Here is a 20,268-nt window from a genome sequence, read left to right as displayed (position 1 = left end):
CCACGGAAAGCCATTGATTTTGTGAAAATCACACAAAAAAACCTAGGCGCGCAACGTGCCCCTAGGAATTCCTTTTTATCAATTACAATCAAGCGGCCTTTTCCAGTAATTTTTCCTCTTCGATAAATTCTTTCTTTACACCTCTTAATCGCGTCTTTATCCTGTAGGTGATATTAAAGAGCACCGGTACGATGATCAGGGTCAAAAAGGTGGCTACGATCAAGCCGAAAATGACCGTCCAGGCCAACGGCCCCCAAAAGATGACGTTATCCCCACCAATATATATCTTGGGATCAAATTGGGTAAAGAGCGAAAAGAAATCGATATTGAGTCCGATTGCCAATGGGATTAATCCCAGTACCGTAGTGATAGCCGTTAAAATTACCGGACGCAACCTGGCTTTCCCCGCTTGGGTAATGATTGTAGTCACCTGTTTCATACTCAAAAGTTCCTTATCATTCATATTAAGCTTTACTTTTTCACGGTCTATCAATATTTGAGTATAGTCGAGCAACACCACCCCGTTGTTCACTACGATACCCGCGAGCGATATAATACCCATCATGGTCATCATGATCACGAAAGGCCATCCCGTCAACATCAGCCCTCCAAAGACACCAATAAAGCTTAAAAAGATGGCAATCATAATAATTAGAGGCTTTGAAATACCACCGAATTGAAAAATCAAAATCAATAGAATCAGACCCAGTCCAGAGAAAAAAGCACCGACCAAAAACTGCATTTGCTTGTTCTGCTCTTCAATCTGACCTGTAAAATCAATTTTTATATCGGCAGGAAGACCCTCATACTCCTCCATTTCCCGTTGAATCTCAGCCACTATTGCCCCGGCATCACTAAAACCAGGTTTTAATTGAGAATAAACGGTAACGACCCTTTTGTTATCCCGATGTTTTATGGCGCTAAAACCAGAGGAATTTCTTTGCGAAGCAACGGCTGACACTGGCACCTCCTTAATCTGCCCAGAGGCTTGATCTCGAAAAATGATATTCTGGTTGAACAGTGCACTCCTGTTGTAGCGAATATCCTCTTCGAAGCGAACGTTGATATCGTAATCCTCCCCATCGACTTTGTAAACACCGGCTTTTTCTCCAAATAAGGACCTTCTTAATTGTTGACCGACCTGGCCGACCGAAACTCCAAGCTCTCCTGCTTTTTCACGGTCGACCACTACTTGCATCGAGGGCTTTCCTTTGTTCACATCGATTTTCAGTTCTTCGATTCCTGCTATGTTCTTTGTGTTGATAAAATTCCGAATGTCTTCTGCGGTGTTTATCAATTCGGTATAGTCGTTCCCTTCCAATTCGATATTGATGGGGTACCCTGCAGGAGGACCGTTGGCCTCTTTTTCAACAGAGATGGCCACCCCTGGATAAATACCGGTAAGTGCCTCTTGGATTTCTCCCCTTAACACTTCGGTATCCAGGCCATTTCTATACTTGTATTCGCGCATCGACAACGTTACTTTACCTCTATGTGGCATCTCAGCTGCGGAACCACCATCGGTCTGAGGGTTTCCGGCGCCTTCACCGACTTGGGATACAGCGGATTCTACGAGATAGTTAAAATCGCCGTTGGTGTATTTATCCTGATTCGCGACCTCGTAGACTCTTTTTTCTATGGCTTTGGTGAGCTCATTGGTTTTTTCAATGGAGGTTCCCTGGGGATATTCAATGTAGGCGTATATTTCGTTGGGTTTATTATCGGGAAAGAATTCAACCTTAGTTCGCCCGCTGCCCAACGACAATCCAAAAAGCATAAAAACCGCGATCAACATGAAAGCAGTGATGCCGAAATACCAATAAACATTGCCACCTCTGAGAGCGTGCTTGATACGTCTTTCGTACCAATTCTCAAAACGCACCATGGCATTGTTTTGGAAATTGACCGCCCACTTTTTAAGTACATATTTATAAAGCCAGAACATGACGGCCGTTAACAACATGACGCTACCCAAGCCTCGCATGGGTCCACCAAAAATAAGTATGAAAAGACCAAAGCCACCTAAAATGCCACTTATTCGTATCAATTGCTTCAGTGATAGTTCCTTTTCACCGATTTCCATAAACTGGGAAACCAACATGGAATTCATAAAGATGGCTACGAAGAGCGATGAACCCAACACCACGGATAGGGTGATTGGGAAATAAATCATGAACTGGCCGAAAATTCCGGGCCAAAGGCCTAAGGGTACAAAAGCGGCCACGGTGGTCACGGTAGAGATGATAATGGGATATGCGATTTCCCCGATTCCTTTTTTTGCCGCTTCCGTTCGGGACATTCCTTCACTCATTAGACGATATACATTTTCCACCACCACGATACCATTATCGACCATCATTCCCAGCCCCATGATCATTCCAAAAAGAATCATGGTATTCAGCGTGTACCCCAAATTGTTCAATATCATAAACGACATAAACATCGACATCGGGATGGCAAATCCGACAAAAAGTGCATTACGGAACCCTAAAAAGAACATTAATACGGTCACCACCAAGATGATTCCGAATATGATATTGTTGACCAGGTCGTCTACTTGGTTTAAGGTTCTTCCGGAAGAATCGTTCGCAATGGTTATGTTCAAATCAGCAGGATAATAATTCTCTTGGGCCTCTTTTACCAGTTCACGTACTTTGGTGGTAGCCTCTATCATATTCTTGCCCGAACGTTTCTTGATATCAAGCATGACCACACTTTCCCCAAATTCACGGGCATAGGTGGTCTTTTCCTCCTCACTGAATGTGACCTCGGCGATATCTTTTAAATATACGGCCCCATTCTCCGATTTTACCACGAAATCGTTTAACTGCTCGGGGTCTGTTATTTCGCCGAGAATTCGGATGGTACGTCGTTGCCCGCCCGATTTAATGTTACCTGCCGACATGGTGGTATTCCCATTACCGATGGAACTAATAATATCTTGAAAACTTACTTTAGCCGCCATCATTTTATATACATCTACGGCCACCTCAACCTCTTTTTCCTGGGCTCCACGAATGTTTACCTCCTTTATCTGCGGCAAGTCTTCCACTTCGTCTTGCATATATTCCGCAAACTCCTTTAATTTTTCTACCGGATAATCTCCTGTAAAATTGACATTCATGATCGGAAATGATTCCGAAAGGTTCAAATCGAAAACATTCGGTTCTACTTTGGCATTATTAAACGTGGGCCAATCTTCACTAGCCTTTTCCCCATCGACTTCGTCCTTTACCTTCTGTTTGGCCTGCTCCACGGTTATATCCTCATCAAATTCGACAGTGATGATGGAATAGTCCTCTTGGGACGTAGAAGTAATTTCGACCACATTACTCATATTTTTTAAACGGTCTTCCAATGGGTCGGTAATTAAGCGCTCTACATCCTCTGCAGTGTTTCCCGGATAAGGAGTACTGATGTACACTTTCGTCTCAACGATCTCGGGAAAGTCTTCCCGCGGCATTGATTGATAACCCTGAAAACCAATCCATAGGAAAATAGCGATCATTACATAGATCACCGACGGGTTATCTATCGCCCAAGAGGATAATCGAAACTCTTTGTCAGCGTTTTTCTTTTGTCTACTCATCGGTTTTCTCATTTAAGATTTCAACAATCTGCCCATCCTTTACACTTCTTGCCCCCTCCTTCACTAGCAGATCACCATTGGAAACACCGGATAGCACCTCTACCATGCTTCCTTGGTTCCTGCCTGTAGTGATAATATGCTTGGTTACCTCGGCTTTGTTTTCATTCTCGGTTTTACCTGCAATGTACACATATTGTTGCCCTTCTGCATTTTCGGAAATAATACTTTGAGGAATTACAATGGCCTTGTTGTTGGTGTAGTCGTTAATACTTACCTTGGCCGTCAGGTTTGGTTTTATATTTCCCTTTTCGTTAGGAATTGGAATTTCAACCGTAAAGGCCCGATTACTAGGATTTATGAAATTCCCCGTTTGCCTGACTTTGGTCATAATGGTATCACCCAATACCGGAAAATAAACCTTGGCCTCTTTTCCTTCTTGGATGTCTCCTAAATAACTCTCGGGAACATCCACTTCGATATACATGTCGGAAAGGTTTACGATTCTGAAGACTTCCGAACCAGGCCCAGGAGCGACCACGGTTCCCTGATCTTTGATAATATCATCGATAATCCCCGAAAAAGGGGCTCTTATAATAGATTTACCCAATTGGCTTTCTGCCTGTTTAACAGCATTCTCATTGGCTTCATAGGTTGTTTTAGCCTGCAAATATTGTATTTCGGAACCTATATTTTGTTCCCACAGACGCTTTTGCCGTTCATAGGTTGTTTTGGCCAGTTCTGCCTGTGTCTTCAATTGCGCCAACTGGCTTCCCATTCCGCCGTCATCTATGGAAGCTAAAATTTGTCCCTTCCCGACTCGTTGACCCTTTTTTACATAGACACGTTGTAGCGTACCCTGCATCTCTGGATAAATCAACACGTTCTGTTTGGTTTTAACATCTCCCTGAAGTTCCAGAAAGTGGTCGAATTTCTGTTCATTGGCGGCAAAAATGGTTACTAGTGGCAGCTTCTCGTTTCCTGCAAAAGTGGCAATCGCCGAGTCCAATTTTTGCAGTTGTTCTTCCAATGATTTTTGCTGATTCGAAATTTCGCTTTTCTTGGCACGGAGAGCTTCCAAATCGCCTTGGTCGATCAAATCGCTTACGGAAGATTCGGGGTTTCCGCCGCAGGAGGAAAGTAGTAGGGCGGTTAAGGTGGTCGCTAGTATTTTATTCATTTCGATCGTTTTATTTTGATATGTTGATGAATTCGTATTAAGGGTTATTGTTCATGACCGTTTCCAATTCGGTCTTTTTATTGATGACATCTACCATGGATTGTAGATACTCTTGCTGGGCATCGTACAACTGGGTCTGTGCTTGGCGGAGTTCAAAACTCGTTGCGACCCCTTCCGAATATTTGATTTGATTCTTTTGTTCAATTCGTTCGGCCAATGCCAGATTTTCCTTTGATGTATCGTACTGTTCGATGGCCAGGGTATAGTCACTTTTTGCGCGTTCTACCTGTAATCGAATCTGGGCTTCCGCCTCCTCAAGCTGGGTCTTGGCCTTTTCGAGGGCGATTTTGGCACGGGCAGTACCAGCGCTCCTCAAACCAGAACTAAAAATAGGGATGCTCAAATCGACACCAAAGGTCGAGAAATCGAACCACCTTTGATCACTATCAAGAAAGCCGGACCGCTCCCCGAAAGCGGAACTTCCATAGTTGATGAATGCATCCAGACTGGGAAGTGCCCTACTCTTGGCTTGTTTCCATTCATAGAAACGCTGTTCGTTCAGGTTAATGGCCAATTTATAGTCAACGTTGTTTTCGATATTGAAGGGATCGTTTACGATGGCAAGGTCTATCTGTTGCCTTGTGAGATCATCCAATTGTTCTTCCAGTTGTGTGGGTGCGTCGATATCGATACCCATCATCAAATTCAACATTTGTAGCGTAATCTCCTCTAAGCGGATGGCGTTGCGCAGTTGGTTCTCCACATTGGCCAGGGTAATCTGTAACTGTTCCACGCTTTCCTCGTCCCCGAGTCCGTTTTCGTAAATCTTGGTGGTTTCAAACAGGTTCTTCTCCAAATTGTCCTTGTTCTTTTCGGAAATCGCCACACTTTCGCGTGCCAGCAGCACATTACCATAAGCTTCCGTGACCGCTTTGCGTACGTCTAGTTTTGTTTTCTCCTTATTGTTGGCGCTATAGCTCAAAAACGACTTGGTGGCCTGGACCCCAACAATATAGGTGCCATCAAACAGCTTTTGCCGTAAGGTCGCCGTGGCGGTAAGGGTTTGAGGCACTCCAAAAACAACCTCTAGGAATTCACCAGGTTCTCCACCAAAGTTCCCTGCCGGAATAAGCGACACAGGTAATTTTAGTTGATTTTGATAGTTGACCGCACCGGAAAGCTGAGGTAATCCAGAGGCAATCACCTCCCATTTCTGTTTTTGCGCATCGATAATATCACGATCGGCGTTTATGGCACTGTAGTTGTTCTCCAAAGCGAAGGCGATGGCCTGCTCCAGAGTGAAGCTGTAGGTCTTTTCTTGGGAAAAGCCGACTGTAGTTGAAACCAAAAGTATTATGAATAAAAAATAACTACGCATTTATTCCTGATTTGAATTGATGATTTTGTTCAATATGCTTCTTCCTTTCGGGGTAACGATTCCCCTAAGATGATACTCCAAAAAATGGTCTTCCAGTTCGGAGGCTTTGAATTTTGTAGCCGGGAACAACTTATGGTCCTTAATGGCAAACGCTCCGGAGTAGTAGATTCGGGACACGAAGTCAATATCCAGATTGTCCCTGTAAATGCCTAAATCCATCCCTCTTTTGATGTTGTCGACCACACAATCGAACATCACCTCGTACTCCTTATTTCGTAGCGTGCCATAAATCTTGGGGTAATACTTTTGCAATTGGTACTGTGGGGATGACTTTTCATCCTTTAGATGCATCATGACGAATTTTTTGATTTCATACAGTTCCTCGATCGGATTTTTTTTCAATGCGATGATATCATCGATTCCTGCCGAAATTTTCCAAAACAGGGTCATGGTGCTTTCATCCACTAGGTGTGTCTTGTTCTCAAAATGGGCGTAGATGGTTTTTTTCGATATCCCCATTTCGTTGGCTATGTCATCCATCGTAACACTCTTGAACCCAAAGTTCAAAAACATATCGGTCGCTTTTTCAAGAATCTTTTCTTTCATAACAGGCGACAAATATATTTTAGGAAACTTTAAAAACATAAAAAGTTTCCGAAGTTTTACATTTATTTAACATTCCCATAAGATTTGGATTTGGCACTGTTTCAATGGAAACTAGTCCGAAAATAGTACCGGGGCCTTGATACGACAAGGCGAAATTCCTGAACTGTGCCCATAAGAGGATGAAGTGTGCCATCCAAAGCTGAACCGTTTTCGAACCAATATTCTTCTAGTTTTCCGTACGCTGCTCATTTTCACTGGTATTTTCCTGTTGCAGTCGATTTACGTATGCGTCGAACGCTTCTTCCCCTTCTTCTTTCCAAAACTGGTCGTATAACTTCCACTTCGAGTAGTCGTCGTTGCACCTGCTTCGTAACCTGCCTTCAAAAGTTTCACCGTTTCTTTTCTTTGGTCCTTTTTTGGATTTTCCCTCGAATCCGCCAAAGATTATTTTTGCCAAGACCAGCAAACCAAGTGCCTGCCAATAGGTAATGATGCCCAGGCCAAAGATTTCGGGTACGAGCCAGTTCCACAGTTTCATAAATACGTAGGCAAACAAGAATATGAATACGATTGCCGCCAAAATGAAGAACAGTATTTTAAACGCCTTTTTAACGAATTTTTCTGTCTTGTTCCTTACCTGATGTTTCACATAATCTTCCATATTTTCCAAAAATTTAAATTATATCTTCGTTTTTTGTGTTTCCAGTTCTTTGAGCAATAACGACAATGCCCTATGCCTTCTTGACATTAAAGTGCCTGCAGGAACTCCTGTTTCTTCCGATAATTCCTTGTAGCTGTAGCCCTCAAAATCGATGGCCACTATGATATCCCGATATACCGGTTTTAGATTTGCGATGGCTCTTTTTAACGCTACTTTCAGGTCTTCGGGGTATGGGTCATCGGTTGTTCCGTAAACCAATTCACTAAAGTCCATTAATCGTTGTTCCATCTCGTCTTCGAAGGGAACGTTTGGCTTCTTTTTTCGCAACAGGTCTATTACCTTGTTTCTTATAGCGTGGTACACATACCCGGTAATGTTATCTATCGGCGATAAACTATCAGCCTTGGAAAACAGTTTGAAAGCCACATCCTGAATCACATCCTCAGCGTCCCGGTGCGCCGCATTGTCGATTCTTGCGTTCACGTACGCCTTTAGGGAATGGTATTCTTCCTTGAAAAAAGAATTCAGTATTTTATGATTTTCGTTTTCCGAAACCATTCGCACTATTTTTATCAGCGTCTTCATTCTTAAAGACGTAAGATTTTAAATCTATTGCATTTTCACCCATAAAAATTTCACAAGCCATGAAAATAGCCCTTGATACGGTGGTATATCAAAATAGGGTGTATTTTTGAAAAAAACGGCTTCAATGCATTCTATTGACCATTACCGGGAAGCATTCATTGCATATCTCCATTCGAAAATCAAAACCAAGGAACCCGTTAACCTCTACGAACCCATCACCTATATATTGGAACTGGGAGGAAAGCGACTAAGACCTGTATTGACTTTGATGGCCGCTGAGGTTTTTGGAACGGACTATCGTAAAGCCCTGGATGCCGCATTGGCTGTTGAGGTATTCCATAATTTTTCCTTGGTACACGATGATATTATGGATGATGCCCCGTTGCGCAGGGGAAAAGCGACGGTACATGAGAAATGGGATGTCAACACAGGTATCCTCTCAGGTGACGCAATGCTCATCAATGCCTATCAACTGTTCGAAAATTACCAAGGGGAATTGTTTCGACGTTTGGCGCAGCTGTTTAGCAAAACCGCCATCGAAGTCTGTGAAGGTCAACAATATGATGTGGATTTTGAAACCCGCGATGATGTGACCATACCGGAGTATCTGAAAATGATCGAATATAAGACGGCGGTACTTGTAGGGGCAGCCCTTAAAATGGGAGCCTTAATTGCCGATGCTTCAGCTACCTGCCAGGAAGGTATTTATCAGTTCGGGCGAAATCTGGGCATCGCGTTTCAATTAAAGGATGATTATCTGGATGCCTTCGGAGATCCCGACACTTTTGGAAAACAAGTTGGAGGAGACATTATTGAAAACAAAAAAACCTATTTATATCTAAGGGCCATGGAGATGGGAACCGACAGTCAACGAAAAGAACTGGAGGCACTATTTTCGATACAACCCAATGACCCATCGGATAAGATTCAGTCAATAAAGGAAATTTTTGAGACCAGCGGCGGCGCCGAAAGTACCCAAACTGCGATAGCCGATTACACCGAAAAAGCCTTCGAAGTGCTGGGTTATCTGGAAATTTCCGAAGATAAAAAGGCCGTATTAAAAGCTTTTGGCAAAAACCTGATGCGCAGAAAAGTCTAGAACAACCTTCCCAACATGGCCTTTATGAAAGGCATACTGGGGGGGGCCGAGATAAACCTAAGATCTCCCACAAGATTGGTCTGTTCATCCAAGAACTTGAATATTAATTGGGGAGAACGGTTTTTGAACAAACTTTCGAAAATTGGTTGGCCTTTACTGTTATCATCGTCTAGGATATCCAATAACAGTAGGTCGTAGTACCAAAATTTATTTTTGAAGCGGAGCTTTCGTAGGTCTTTCCCCGTTTTGATATACTCCAAGAGCTTCGGCACTTTTTTTATGGTACTCATAAAAGTGTACCCTGTACTCGGCTTCGCCCACCCACCAGCCGTTCCGATATATCGCATGTTCTGGGTATGATGCTCCTGAAAATCATAGCATGTCATAGGAATACTCCCCTTTTCCTCCTCCAAGATTTGATAGTCCTCGCAGCCCAAATCTCTTATCAAGTACGTTTCAAGCGCAGTTTCATACTGCTTTAGCGGAAGCAGCTCTTTTGAAAACAGGGTATATTCGACCAGGGCTTCCGTTGGTGACAAAGGCAATACGTACATAAAACGGGTATTTCCCTTTTGCGGAATGGAAAAGTCCATATAAGTGGCCTGCTCCACATCAAAAACTTCTTTTGTGGTTTTCACGAACCATCCCACAAAATGCTGTTGCAATACCGGGTATTTTGTCTGTTGCGTAGCCATTTGATAGGTAAAGATGCTATTAAAACATCGCTGGGCGCTAAAGGTTTCCGATGAAGTGGTTACGGTGACCGAGCTGCCATCATCATGTACGTTCAAGACTTCCCTTTGCAAGAAATCGACATTCGCGTAGTTCTCAATACGCTTCATATGCAAGGTATAGAAGTCGATACCCCGAATCATTTTGTAGTGGTAGGGGGCGATTTCAAACCTTTTGGAGAACTGTTTACCCCCAAAATAAATCGCAGGCCATCTTTTATGGACAATCGATTCGAACGGCCCTTGCTCCTTTTCCCAAAAACACCAAGTTCGATCGTTCGTTCTTTTGGCATCCTTGTCTAAAAGAAGAATTGATTTATTCTTAAAAAAAGAGTCCTTTCCGATGGCATCGGCCAACATCAGTCCAGCTGCCCCCGCCCCTATAATAATATAATCAAATTTCGTCTTGATGCAGGCTGTTATTTAGATTGATAATCCAAGGTAGCACAAAGATACGGATTGGAGATGGTGTTTTCTTTCTAATTCAAGCGATAACGCAATCCAAAAAATCCACGGACCCCTTGATTGGGGCCATACACATAGGATGGATCAAAGGTGAGCCCGAACGGGTTGTCGGGCGTTGCGACTACGTTTCCATTGCCATCAAAGCTGACGTCTTTATCGAAGGGATCTTTCGCCCGGGCAATGATAAACGGGTTGCCTCGATTGGGCGTCCAGTCGAGCAAATTTTTAATGCCCCCGTACACTTCAAAATCCTTTAGGCCCTTGTAGGTAAATTGTACATTTTGGATACTCCATATGGGTGAGAAATCCCGGCGCGGGTCGTTTTCCCCTAAAGTGGGTAACCGCATTGGGCCATAGAGGTTGCCGGTATAGTCTATCAAAAGTTGAAGGTTTCTGAAATGATACGATAGATTCCAGGTCCCGGTAAAGCTTTCCGTGAGTATTTGCTGTGTAGTGATTCCGTTTTCTGTTTGACTCACATCTTGAAAGGTGCCCCCAAGCAAGAACTTGAACCCATTGGGAAAAACAACATCCAAATTAACACTCACACCTTGGGAAACCGACCTACCGTTTAGATTGTCATAAATAATCTGATTGGGATTTGTGTCATAGTCCGGCAAAATGGCATTGCTAAAATGCGTATAAAAAGCCGATACGTCCAGACTGGCGAATACTCCATTATCGGCATAAACCTTTTTAAGATAATTGAGGTTCAGGTTATACGAACGTTCAGGTTTCAATTCCTCCGTGACGATCACATCGCGCGCTCCGGTCAATGCCGCATGTTCTTCGGTAAATAAATTAACTACCCGAAAGCCCGTACCCGCGTTGAATCGTAGGATGTCGTTATCGGATATTTTCCACCGATAGGCGGTTCGTGGGGTAAAAATATGCCCATGTCGGTTGTCATAATCGTACCGTGCTCCCAACAAAAGGGAGTGTTTTTTGGCTAGGGCCATTTCATCCTGTACGAATAAACTGGGAATAACGACCTCATCGGCAAAAGTGGTAGCTGTGGTATTGTCATCATAGTAATTGTAGCGCAGAGCACTACCGATCAGCAAATCGTGCTTGCCAAGGGTCTTGTCCCAAGTCAATTGCCCGAACCCGATGCGCTGATCGGCTAGGTAAGGTACGATGCCATAAACGGAATTTTGACTATGATCGTTATAGGAAAACGAAAGCAGCATCTTTTCGTCAGTAGGTAGTTGATATTTTCCCAATACCTCCCATCGACGGGTATAAATACTCTCACCGTAAATCTCATCGCCACCTCTGAACTTGGGAGTCCATTGCAGTTCACCACCCCACCGATCTTCATAAAAGAAACGACCTGCCAAAGAAAAAATACGGTCGTTTTTCCGTTTAAAATTCCATTTTTGAAAGACGGAGATACGGTCCTGTAGTGTTAGGTCTGTAAAATTGTCGCCATTATTGTCAATGGGTGTATCATAGTTAAAATAATTGATGCCCAGCAACATATCGGTCTTTTTGCCGATACTGATTTTGGCTCCCACATCCAAATTGTATTCCCCCCAACCGGTCGCAAAGGCATCGGCAAAAAAATCAGGTGCTTCCAAAGTGTTCTTGGTAATGATATTGATGAGCCCCCCAACCGCTTCGCTGCCATAAAGGCTGGATGCCGGTCCTTTCACGATTTCGATTTGATCAATCAATGAATTGGGTATTCCAGTAAGCCCGTAAACCGTTCCAAGCCCGCTCACAATGGGCATGCCATCGATCAATACCAGGGTGTAAGGCCCTTCCAAGCCATTAATATGGATATCTCCCGTATTACAAACATTACAGTTAATTTGTGGGCGTACCCCGTTGACGTTTTGCAGGGCCTCAAAAATACTGGCAGTCGGATTTTTTTTCAAAAAGGTAGGACTATAGACTTCCACAGGAACGGGACTTTCCGAACGATTCACCGCTTTCAAGGTACCGGTAACCACCATTTCATTCAACTGTTCCAAAGCCGGCTGCAGTTCGATGGAAACCGATTTAGTCTCGGTCGGACCCAACCGAATTTTCTCCGAATAGGGAAGATACCCGAGTATCGTCACCTTTAGTTCATAGATGTCCGCGGGGATATGCCTCAAATGAAAATCTCCCTTCCTACCCGTAACGGTACCAAGCGATGTGCCTTCTAGGTACACGTTCGCATAGGGTATGGGAATACCCTTTTCGGTAACCTTTCCATGAAGTTCGGCTTTCTGACCAGAAACAGGCAAAGAGGCTACGCAAAAAAGGGTGGTAATCCAAAAGGACCTATTATTTATTCTAAAACTTTTGATTTAAGTGTTTCTTAAATTATATTTTAGACAAATCTAAATATTTGTTTTTAGATATAAAAATGTAAATTCGCATAAATAAAAAAGTCGATGACGCTTTCGGAAGAGGATTATGTCAAGGTAATTTATCATTTGGGCAAAGGCGATAATGCCACGGTGTCGACAAACGCCGTTGCGCGACAGATGCAGACCAAGCCCTCTTCTGTAACCGATATGGTCAAAAAACTTTCGGAAAAAGGTGTCGTGAACTATCGCCCTTACAAGGGGGTAAGCCTTACCGAATACGGAAAGAAAGTGGCCCTTTCCTTGGTTCGTAAACACCGTCTTTGGGAGGTTTTTTTAGTAGATAAGCTCGATTTTTCATGGGATGAAGTACATGAGGTGGCCGAACAGTTGGAACATATTAAAAGTGAAAAATTAGTCGATCAACTCGACAAACATTTGGGCTATCCTACCATTGACCCCCATGGCGACCCCATCCCATCCAAGAACGGGGAGTTTAAGAGGGCCATCAAAAAGACGTTGAACGAGGTGCCTGTGGGAACAAATGGCATCTGCGTAGGGGTCAAGGATTCGTCGGCTCCTTTTCTCAAATTTCTGGACAAGAACAACATCGCCTTGGGAGATACCATCCTTGTAATTGATAAGGAAGAATTTGATGGGTCGTTACACATTCAAATCAAAGGGAACGACCTTCATATCTCTGACCAGATAGCTACCAACCTTTATCTTAAAATAACCGAATAGCCATGCAACAAGTAATCGATTACTTCGAATCTATCAACCCTATTTTGGCGGCCTTTTATGCCACGCTCTTTACGTGGGGACTCACGGCGGCCGGCGCGGCCTTGGTCTTTCTGTTCAAAGGGATGAATCGCGCGTTACTCGATGGCATGCTCGGGTTTACGGGAGGGGTCATGGTGGCAGCCAGTTTTTGGAGTCTTTTGGCTCCCGGTATTGAAATGAGTGAAGGTGAGGGATTCGTTAAGGTTATTCCCGCAGCCGTAGGCTTTCTGCTAGGTGCAGCATTTATCTTCGGATTGGACAAAATCCTACCACACTTGCACATCAATTTTAAGGAAAGTGAGCGTGAGGGCATCAAGACCCCTTGGCACCGTACCACCCTGTTAACCTTGGCGATTACCCTTCATAACATTCCCGAAGGTTTGGCCGTAGGGGTTTTGTTCGGTGGCGTTGCGGCCGGATTCGAGGGCGCGAGTATCGGGGGAGCCGTGGCGTTGGCCTTGGGCATCGGACTCCAAAATTTTCCGGAAGGTTTTGCCGTGGCCATGCCCTTACGCAGGCAGGGCTTAAGTCGATGGAAAAGCTTCCTTTACGGACAGGCTTCGGCCTCGGTAGAACCAATTGCCGCTGTGCTGGGCGCTTGGGCAGTACTTACCTTTGAACCTATCTTGCCGTACGCACTTTCTTTCGCCGCCGGTGCCATGATTTTTGTGGTCGTGGAGGAAGTCATCCCGGAAACCCAACAGGATAAATACACCGATATTGCGACCATGGGCTTTATCGGAGGATTCATTATCATGATGACCTTGGATGTGGGGCTAGGCTAAAATTGAACCTATCAAAGAAAACGACACCCTTATGAAAGGACTGCTAATTTTAATGTCTCTATTCTTTTTACCTCACGCAAGGGCTCAGACGGATGTTACACAAATTCAGCAGGAAATCAACACATCGGTTTGGAAACCGTTTCAAGAAGCATTTGAAACCTTGGACGCCAAAGCGTTAAATGAACTATATGCCAATCAAGTATTGCGGGTAACCCCAAATGGAATCGATACCGAAAATTCGTTTAAAGCTGCCAACGTGAAACGCTTTAACAGCTTCCTGGAGGAAGGTACTTCCATCTTCTTGGATTTTTGGTTCGATAGTAGGCATACCAACGAAACCACTTCCTATGAGGTCGGGTTTTATAGAATACGTGCCGCAAAGGATAACAGTACTACTAATAGCTATGGGCAATTTCATATTGTACTGAAAAGGATAAAAGGCCAGTGGAAAATCACACAAGACTGGGACACCACCACTATTAAAGGAAGTCCTATCAGTGCCGAGGATTTTGCAAAACGACAGCCAATGGCGTTTTAGCTTTTTCACTAACAAGACCTGCTCCATCACTCTCCCAAAATATCAAAAACGCCTTTTGTTAAAAATCGGTCTTCCGTGGAAAATTGGTTGGCATTCAAAATCGGGATAAATCCGTTTGTAGTGCTTCCGGTTTGTACCTGCAGTTGTTCAAAGGTATAGCCCGTATCCGTCTGGTCGGTAACCCGAAACACATACGACCTCCCGCCTTGTTCTGCAACCGCCGTCGAGGGTAACGCCAAGAAAATACCGGTCTCTATTACAATTCCCGCTTCCACGAACATTCCTGTCAAAAAATTATTTTCCGCTGTTTCATGTAAATGCCCATGCACTTTTATAGTTCGGTTTTCGCTTATTGAAGTTCCTATCAGATATACTTCCGCTTCAAAAATTTTCTCGGAAGCCTCAGGGATCGTAAACTGAATGGGCTGCCCCTTCTTCACCTTCATAATGTCTTTTTCGAATACAGAAAGTTCTAAATGAATGTGCGTATTGTCGATGATTTCCAAAATAGGGGATGCAGGCGAAACATAGGTACCCTTGGTGACGTTCATTTTTGTAATACTTCCATTAATGGGAGCATAAATCGACGAGACCGCGCTGATATTCCCTTTCTCAACCTCTGATAACGAAATATGAAGCATCGTCAATTGTTTGCGTAACCCCTGATACTTGGCGTTGGCCATTTTATAATCGCTCTCAGCCTTTAAAAAGCTTTTTTTCGAGCTTATATTCTCGTCCATTAGGATTTTTTGTCGCTCATACTCCGATCGCAAGTATGTGAGCTGTTGTTTGACTTCCAAATATTCCTGTTGGAGCGATACAAATTTCGGGTTTTCTATGGTCACCAAAAGCTGTCCTTTCTTCACCACATCCCCGATGAGCAAAGGCGTCTTTTTAATGTATCCTCCCATGATGGCGCTTACTACGGCCTTATTTTCAGGTGGCACATCGATTATACCATTCGTTTTAATAACTACTGGGAAGCTTTTTTCTTCCAGACCGCCTAAGGCCATGCCGCTATTCCCGAACTGTTCTTGGGTGAGTGTGATGGTTCCGATAGTTGTTTCGGCGACATCCGAGGGAACCTCGTTGGATTTTTTGTCTCCTTTGCCGCAGCCTGTGGTCATTGCCGTCAATAAGGCAATCAAGAGTAGGATGATCAATTTTTGCATGATGATGGATTTTTTATCATTGAGGCGTGGTTATGTTCTCTGTCCAAACCCTTGGAATATGTTATTCCAGGGTTAAATAGTTCAACTGTATGACTGTTTGGTTGTATCGATTCAAATTGTCGAGCCGATCAAGCTGTATTTCGTAGGAGTTCTCCAAGCTCTGTATGTATTGGAAAAAGTCGATTTCCCCGTTTTGAAAGCTACCATTGGCTGTTTTCAGAATTTCCTCCGATAAGGTCATACCTTCTTCCTCGTAGTATTCAAGCGTTTTAGCGTGTTTCTCATAGCGTACCTGAAGTTCCGCATACCGGGCATTCAATCGAAGTTCATACTCCTTTGATTGTTCGATAGCAATTTGTTCGGCAATCCTTGCCGCCTTGATACGCGCGCCATTCCCACCAAATAGTAACGGGATTTTGAGTCCGGCCTGATAGCCGTATAGGTTCCCGTCCACTGCGCTATTGGTTCCTTGGAAATAGTTGAAGCTAATATCGGGGAGCAGTTGTTGGGTCTCGTATTTTCGTTCGGCATTCGCCAAGTCTATGGTGTTCAGATAGTAGGCCATTTCCACGGTTTCGGCGATATTTATGACGTCTAGCGGGATTTTGCCCAAAGGCACCTGTTTGATCCTTGTACCGTCCGGTATCTGAGTTTTCGTCCGAAGTTGGTTGTAGGCAATAACGACATCTTGCCGTGACTGCTCGAAAGCAATCTGTAGTTGTCTTTGTTTGGACGATGCCGTAATTTTCTCCAAATAGTTCGTTTCACCCAATTCAAAACGCCGCTGCGCCCGATAGGCAAAATTTTGGTACAGACTATCGAGCCGTTGATAAATAGCTTCTTTCTCCCTAGTATATAAATAATGATGGTAGGCGGCGCTCACCTCCCGCCGTAACGCTTTCTCCTGGATGTCATAGCCACTGGAAGCAAGCGCATGATTCGCCTTGCCCACTTTTCTTTTTGAAAAATATACCGTAGGAAATAAAAAGTCCTGTTGCACCCCCAAAACATTCAGCGGCAGATTGCCGATGGTCAGATTATTCTGATCATACTCGTAATACAGTTGTGTCTTATCAAAATCAAAGGCATTCCCGATCAGCGCATCAGATCGGTTCACGTTGAGCTTCGCCGCCTTTAGACCGGCATTGTTCTCCAATGCATAGGACATCAACCCATCAAGATTCAATGGTTGTTCCTGCGCATTTCCCGAGGACGAAAAACCGAGTGCCACCAATGCCAAGAGTATAATTACTTTTCCGGGGGAAGGCTTCCAACCCTCTTTTCTATGCGTTTCAAACAGGGCGTACAGCACCGGTAGTACCACCAAAGTCAACAGGGTCGCCGTAATGAGTCCTCCAATGACCACGGTTGCCAGCGGCCGTTGCACTTCGGCGCCCGCGCTGGTCGAAATGGCCATTGGCAGAAATCCCAGGGCCGCCGCGGAGGCGGTCAGCAGTACGGCACGCAAACGATCTTGGGTACCTTTTTTGATCAGTGTTTCCATGTCTTCGAACTGTTGTTTTTTAAGTTCCTTAAAATGTTCTATCAAAACAATACCGTTCAGTACAGCAATCCCAAAAAGTGCGATAAAACCAACACCCGCAGAAATACTAAAGGGCATATCGCGTATCCACAATAATAAAACCCCACCTACTGCGGCCAATGGAATGGCAGAGTAAACAAGCAAGGCTTCCTTAACGGATTTAAATGCGAAGAAGAGCAAAATAAAAATCAGGAGTAGGGCAATAGGAACTGCGACCAACAAGCGTGATTGTGCACTTTGCAGGTTTTCGAACTGCCCTCCGTAGGTAATGCTATAGCCCACAGGAAGTTGAATGTTTTCGTTGATCAATTGTTGTACATCGTCCACTACCGATTGCAGGTCCCGGTTGCGTACATTGATGCCCACGACTATTCTTCGACGGGTATCATCCCGTGAAATCTTCGCCGCACCCTTTTGATAGGTGATGCTGGCCAGTTCGCTTAACGGTATCTTTTCACCGGCGGGCGTGTCAACGTAGAGGTTTTTGAGGTTGTCGATGTCTTTTCGGTTGCTAGCATCCAAACGCACGACCAAATCAAATCGTTTTTCCCCCTCGAAAACACTGCCGACGGTTCGCCCGGCAAATCCCATCGAGACCATGTCATTAAGGTCTTGGATATTGTGCCCGAATCGGGCTATCTTCGCCCGGTCGTATCGGACATTCATTTGTGGAAGTCCCACAATTTTCTCCACCGTAATATCCGCTGCCCCATCTACCTCTTTAATAAGATTTTTGATTTCATTTCCTTTTTTGCTTAAAACATCGAGGTCTTCCCCGAAAATCTTGATCGCGATATCGGCACGAACGCCCGTAATGAGTTCGTTAAATCGCATTTCGATGGGTTGGGTAAACTCCACCTCCATACCGGGGATAATCGCCAAGGCTTCCTTAAACTTGCCGGCCAGTTCATCCTTGCTCTTGGCCGAAACCCATTCGTTTTTGGGCTTAAGTACGATGATGACATCACTTTCTTCCATTGACATGGGGTCGGTAGGCACCTCCGCAGCACCGATACGGGTTACGACTTGTTTGACCTCCGGAAAGCTATCCAATAGGATTTTTTCGATCTGGGTGGTCGTTTCAATGGTCTTTCCTAGCGAAGTTCCGGTCTTTAGTACGGGCTGTACTACAAAATCGCCTTCGTCCAAGGTGGGAACAAACTCCCCGCCCATTCTGGAAAACAGAAAAACGGTGAACAGCAACAGTAGGGTCGCCAAGCCCAAAACCATTTTTTTATGCCGTAGCGCCCAATCGATAGTCGGTTCGTATCGGGTATGTAGCCACCGCATTAATCGTACGGATATGTTCTTGTCCGAGGGTTGTGATGCCCGCAGTATCAAGGAGGCCACCACGGGCACGTATGTAAGGCAAAAGATCATCGCCCCGATCAATGCAAAGCTAAAGGTAAGTGCCATGGGTTTGAACATCTTGCCCTCGACCCCGCTCAAGGAAAGAATAGGGATAAATACGATCAGGATAATCAGCTGTCCAAAAATAGCGGAATTCATCATCTTGGAAGCGCTGTTGAACGTTATGATATCTTTTTCATGCTGTAATTCCGATTTCCCCAATTCTTTAAATTCTGAACTTTTGAACGAAATCTGAAAGGCAACAAATTCTACGATGATTACGGCCCCGTCTATGATAATACCGAAGTCAATGGCCCCCAGGCTCATCAAATTTGCATCTACCCCAAAAACGTACATCATCGAAAGCGCAAACAGCAAACATAGGGGAATCACCGAGGCCACTATAAGTCCGGACCTGAAATTTCCCAATAACAAGACCACTACGAAAATGACTATCAAGCAACCCAAAACAAGGTTCTCCGTAACGGTAAAGGTCGTTTTTGCAATGAGCTCGCTACGATTCAAAAAAGCATTGATATAGACCCCTTCGGGCAACGACTGCGAAATTTCCGCTACCCGTTCGTTGACCGCATCGATGACCTGTTTGGAGTTGGCATTCTTGAGCATCATCACCTGTCCTAAAACCTTTTCACCTTCTCCGTTCCCGGTAATCGCCCCAAAACGTGTGGCGCTGCCGTAGCCTACCTTTGCCACATCCTTTATATAGATTGGAATACCCTCTTTCGTTGTGATGACGATGTTCCTAATATCTTCCAAGTCTTCGACCAGACCCTCCCCCCGAATAAAATATGCTTGGTTTATTTTTTCAATATAACCACTACCGGCGACACTGTTGTTGTTTTCCAAGGCATTAAAAACCTCTTTTGCCGTGATGTCCATGGCATTGAGTTTTTCCGTCTTGATGGCAACTTCATATTGTTTTAAGTACCCTCCCCACGTATTGACTTCCACCACACCTGGAATTCCCGACAGTTGCCTTTTAACAATCCAATCCTGTATCGTCCGCAGCTCCATGGCATCGTAGCGGTCTTCATAACCAGGCTTCACATCCAAAATATATTGATAGATTTCGCCCAAGCCGGTAGTAACCGGACCCATGGTCGGTGTTCCGAAACCCTCCGGGATTTTCTCCGAGGCCGATTTAATTTTTTCGGCTATCAATTGCCTCGGTAGATACGTGCCCAAGTCATCCTCAAATACGATGGTAACCACCGATAATCCAAACTTTGTGACCGAACGGATTTCGATCACACCTGGAAGGTTGGCCATTTCGAGCTCCACGGGATAGGTGATGAACTGCTCCATGTCTTGGGTCGACAGGTTCCGTGAAGTGGTGATTACCTGTACCTGATTGTTGGTTACGTCCGGTACGGCACCAATTGGAATCTGGGTCAACGAATATATCCCGAAACCCATCACAAAAATGGTAAACAAGAGTATAATGAACTTGTTACGTATACTGAAATTGATAATGTGTGAAAGCATAAT

14 protein-coding genes are annotated in these 20,268 nt (G+C 44.4%); 4 read left to right on the top strand and 10 right to left on the bottom strand.

The features are described from left to right. Positions 1-88 precede the first annotated feature (88 nt). The 6 genes from FK220_RS13715 to FK220_RS13690 all read right to left on the bottom strand — a co-directional run bounded on the left by FK220_RS13715 (position 89) and on the right by FK220_RS13690 (position 7,996). Entirely contained in the window at positions 89-3,589 is a 3,501-nt protein-coding gene (locus FK220_RS13715) for an efflux RND transporter permease subunit (protein WP_152574915.1), read from the bottom strand. Continuing rightward, a complete protein-coding gene (locus FK220_RS13710; protein WP_152574914.1) occupies positions 3,582-4,766 on the bottom strand; it encodes an efflux RND transporter periplasmic adaptor subunit in 1,185 nt (394 codons plus the stop codon). Before FK220_RS13710 ends, FK220_RS13715 begins: the two co-directional genes overlap by 8 nt. 37 nt (positions 4,767-4,803) lie before the next feature. Next, complete coding sequence (locus FK220_RS13705) at positions 4,804-6,144, bottom strand: TolC family protein (RefSeq protein ID WP_152574913.1); 1,341 nt, start codon at positions 6,142-6,144, stop codon at positions 4,804-4,806. Further along, positions 6,145-6,750 carry a TetR/AcrR family transcriptional regulator gene (locus FK220_RS13700; protein WP_152574912.1) on the bottom strand — a complete coding sequence of 202 codons (606 nt, stop codon included), beginning with the start codon at positions 6,748-6,750 and terminating at the stop codon, positions 6,145-6,147. It lies immediately after the preceding gene. A gap of 226 nt (positions 6,751-6,976) precedes the next feature. Further along, positions 6,977-7,411 carry a hypothetical protein gene (locus FK220_RS13695; protein ID WP_152574911.1) on the bottom strand — a complete coding sequence of 145 codons (435 nt, stop codon included), beginning with the start codon at positions 7,409-7,411 and terminating at the stop codon, positions 6,977-6,979. 18 nt (positions 7,412-7,429) lie between these two features. Then, on the bottom strand, positions 7,430-7,996 hold the full coding sequence (locus FK220_RS13690; RefSeq protein ID WP_238719026.1) for an RNA polymerase sigma factor: 567 nt from the start codon (positions 7,994-7,996) through the stop codon (positions 7,430-7,432). Between the two features lie 124 nt (positions 7,997-8,120). On the opposite strand from FK220_RS13690, the gene FK220_RS13685 reads away from it, so the two are divergent. Continuing rightward, positions 8,121-9,095 (top strand): polyprenyl synthetase family protein, encoded by a 975-nt coding sequence (locus FK220_RS13685; RefSeq protein WP_152574910.1) that lies wholly within the window; start codon positions 8,121-8,123, stop codon positions 9,093-9,095. Here the strand turns inward: FK220_RS13685 and FK220_RS13680 are convergent. Then, positions 9,092-10,210, bottom strand: coding sequence for a lycopene cyclase family protein (locus FK220_RS13680; RefSeq protein WP_317168340.1), 1,119 nt, complete (start codon positions 10,208-10,210; stop codon positions 9,092-9,094). The genes FK220_RS13685 and FK220_RS13680 overlap by 4 nt on opposite strands. Before the next feature lie 95 nt (positions 10,211-10,305). Then, positions 10,306-12,525, bottom strand: coding sequence for a TonB-dependent receptor (locus FK220_RS13675; RefSeq protein ID WP_238719025.1), 2,220 nt, complete (start codon positions 12,523-12,525; stop codon positions 10,306-10,308). 150 nt (positions 12,526-12,675) lie between these two features. On the opposite strand from FK220_RS13675, the gene FK220_RS13670 reads away from it, so the two are divergent. The 3 genes from FK220_RS13670 to FK220_RS13660 are packed head-to-tail and all read left to right on the top strand — an operon-like array spanning position 12,676 to position 14,694. Next, the gene (locus FK220_RS13670; protein WP_152574907.1) at positions 12,676-13,332 is read left to right on the top strand and encodes a metal-dependent transcriptional regulator; all 657 of its coding nucleotides are present in this window, start codon (positions 12,676-12,678) and stop codon (positions 13,330-13,332) included. A 2-nt stretch (positions 13,333-13,334) separates the two neighbouring features. Continuing rightward, positions 13,335-14,156, top strand: coding sequence for a ZIP family metal transporter (locus FK220_RS13665; RefSeq protein WP_152574906.1), 822 nt, complete (start codon positions 13,335-13,337; stop codon positions 14,154-14,156). Between the two features lie 31 nt (positions 14,157-14,187). Further along, positions 14,188-14,694: a DUF4440 domain-containing protein gene (locus FK220_RS13660; protein WP_152574905.1), complete on the top strand. Its 507-nt coding sequence runs from the start codon at positions 14,188-14,190 to the stop codon at positions 14,692-14,694. A gap of 26 nt (positions 14,695-14,720) precedes the next feature. Here FK220_RS13660 and FK220_RS13655 read toward each other — a convergent pair whose 3' ends face one another. Both FK220_RS13655 and FK220_RS13650 read right to left on the bottom strand, forming a co-directional pair. Next, a complete protein-coding gene (locus FK220_RS13655) occupies positions 14,721-15,866 on the bottom strand; it encodes an efflux RND transporter periplasmic adaptor subunit (protein WP_152574904.1) in 1,146 nt (381 codons plus the stop codon). 61 nt (positions 15,867-15,927) lie between these two features. Continuing rightward, positions 15,928-20,265, bottom strand: a complete 4,338-nt coding sequence (locus tag FK220_RS13650) for a CusA/CzcA family heavy metal efflux RND transporter (protein ID WP_152574903.1) — start codon at positions 20,263-20,265, stop codon at positions 15,928-15,930. Positions 20,266-20,268: the final 3 nt, after the last annotated feature.

This window comes from Pelagihabitans pacificus, from assembly GCF_009371985.2.
Taxonomy (GTDB): domain Bacteria; phylum Bacteroidota; class Bacteroidia; order Flavobacteriales; family Flavobacteriaceae; genus Pelagihabitans; species Pelagihabitans pacificus.
Note: the sequence above shows the minus strand (reverse complement) of the source record. Positions and strands in the feature narration are given on the sequence as shown.

Bases quoted from the DNA above. Each gene is read 5' to 3' on its own strand.
- FK220_RS13705 (WP_152574913.1), bottom strand. From the start codon at position 6,144: ATGCGTAGTTATTTTTTATTCATAATACTTTTGGTTTCAACTACAGTC.
- FK220_RS13650 (WP_152574903.1), bottom strand. From the start codon at position 20,265: ATGCTTTCACACATTATCAATTTCAGTATACGTAACAAGTTCATTATA.
- FK220_RS13695 (WP_152574911.1), bottom strand. From the start codon at position 7,411: ATGGAAGATTATGTGAAACATCAGGTAAGGAACAAGACAGAAAAATTC.
- FK220_RS13660 (WP_152574905.1), top strand. From the start codon at position 14,188: ATGAAAGGACTGCTAATTTTAATGTCTCTATTCTTTTTACCTCACGCA.
- FK220_RS13670 (WP_152574907.1), top strand. From the start codon at position 12,676: ATGACGCTTTCGGAAGAGGATTATGTCAAGGTAATTTATCATTTGGGC.
- FK220_RS13700 (WP_152574912.1), bottom strand. From the start codon at position 6,750: ATGAAAGAAAAGATTCTTGAAAAAGCGACCGATATGTTTTTGAACTTT.
- FK220_RS13710 (WP_152574914.1), bottom strand. From the start codon at position 4,766: ATGAATAAAATACTAGCGACCACCTTAACCGCCCTACTACTTTCCTCC.
- FK220_RS13655 (WP_152574904.1), bottom strand. From the start codon at position 15,866: ATGCAAAAATTGATCATCCTACTCTTGATTGCCTTATTGACGGCAATG.
- FK220_RS13690 (WP_238719026.1), bottom strand. From the start codon at position 7,996: ATGAAGACGCTGATAAAAATAGTGCGAATGGTTTCGGAAAACGAAAAT.
- FK220_RS13685 (WP_152574910.1), top strand. From the start codon at position 8,121: ATGCATTCTATTGACCATTACCGGGAAGCATTCATTGCATATCTCCAT.
- FK220_RS13715 (WP_152574915.1), bottom strand. From the start codon at position 3,589: ATGAGTAGACAAAAGAAAAACGCTGACAAAGAGTTTCGATTATCCTCT.
- FK220_RS13665 (WP_152574906.1), top strand. From the start codon at position 13,335: ATGCAACAAGTAATCGATTACTTCGAATCTATCAACCCTATTTTGGCG.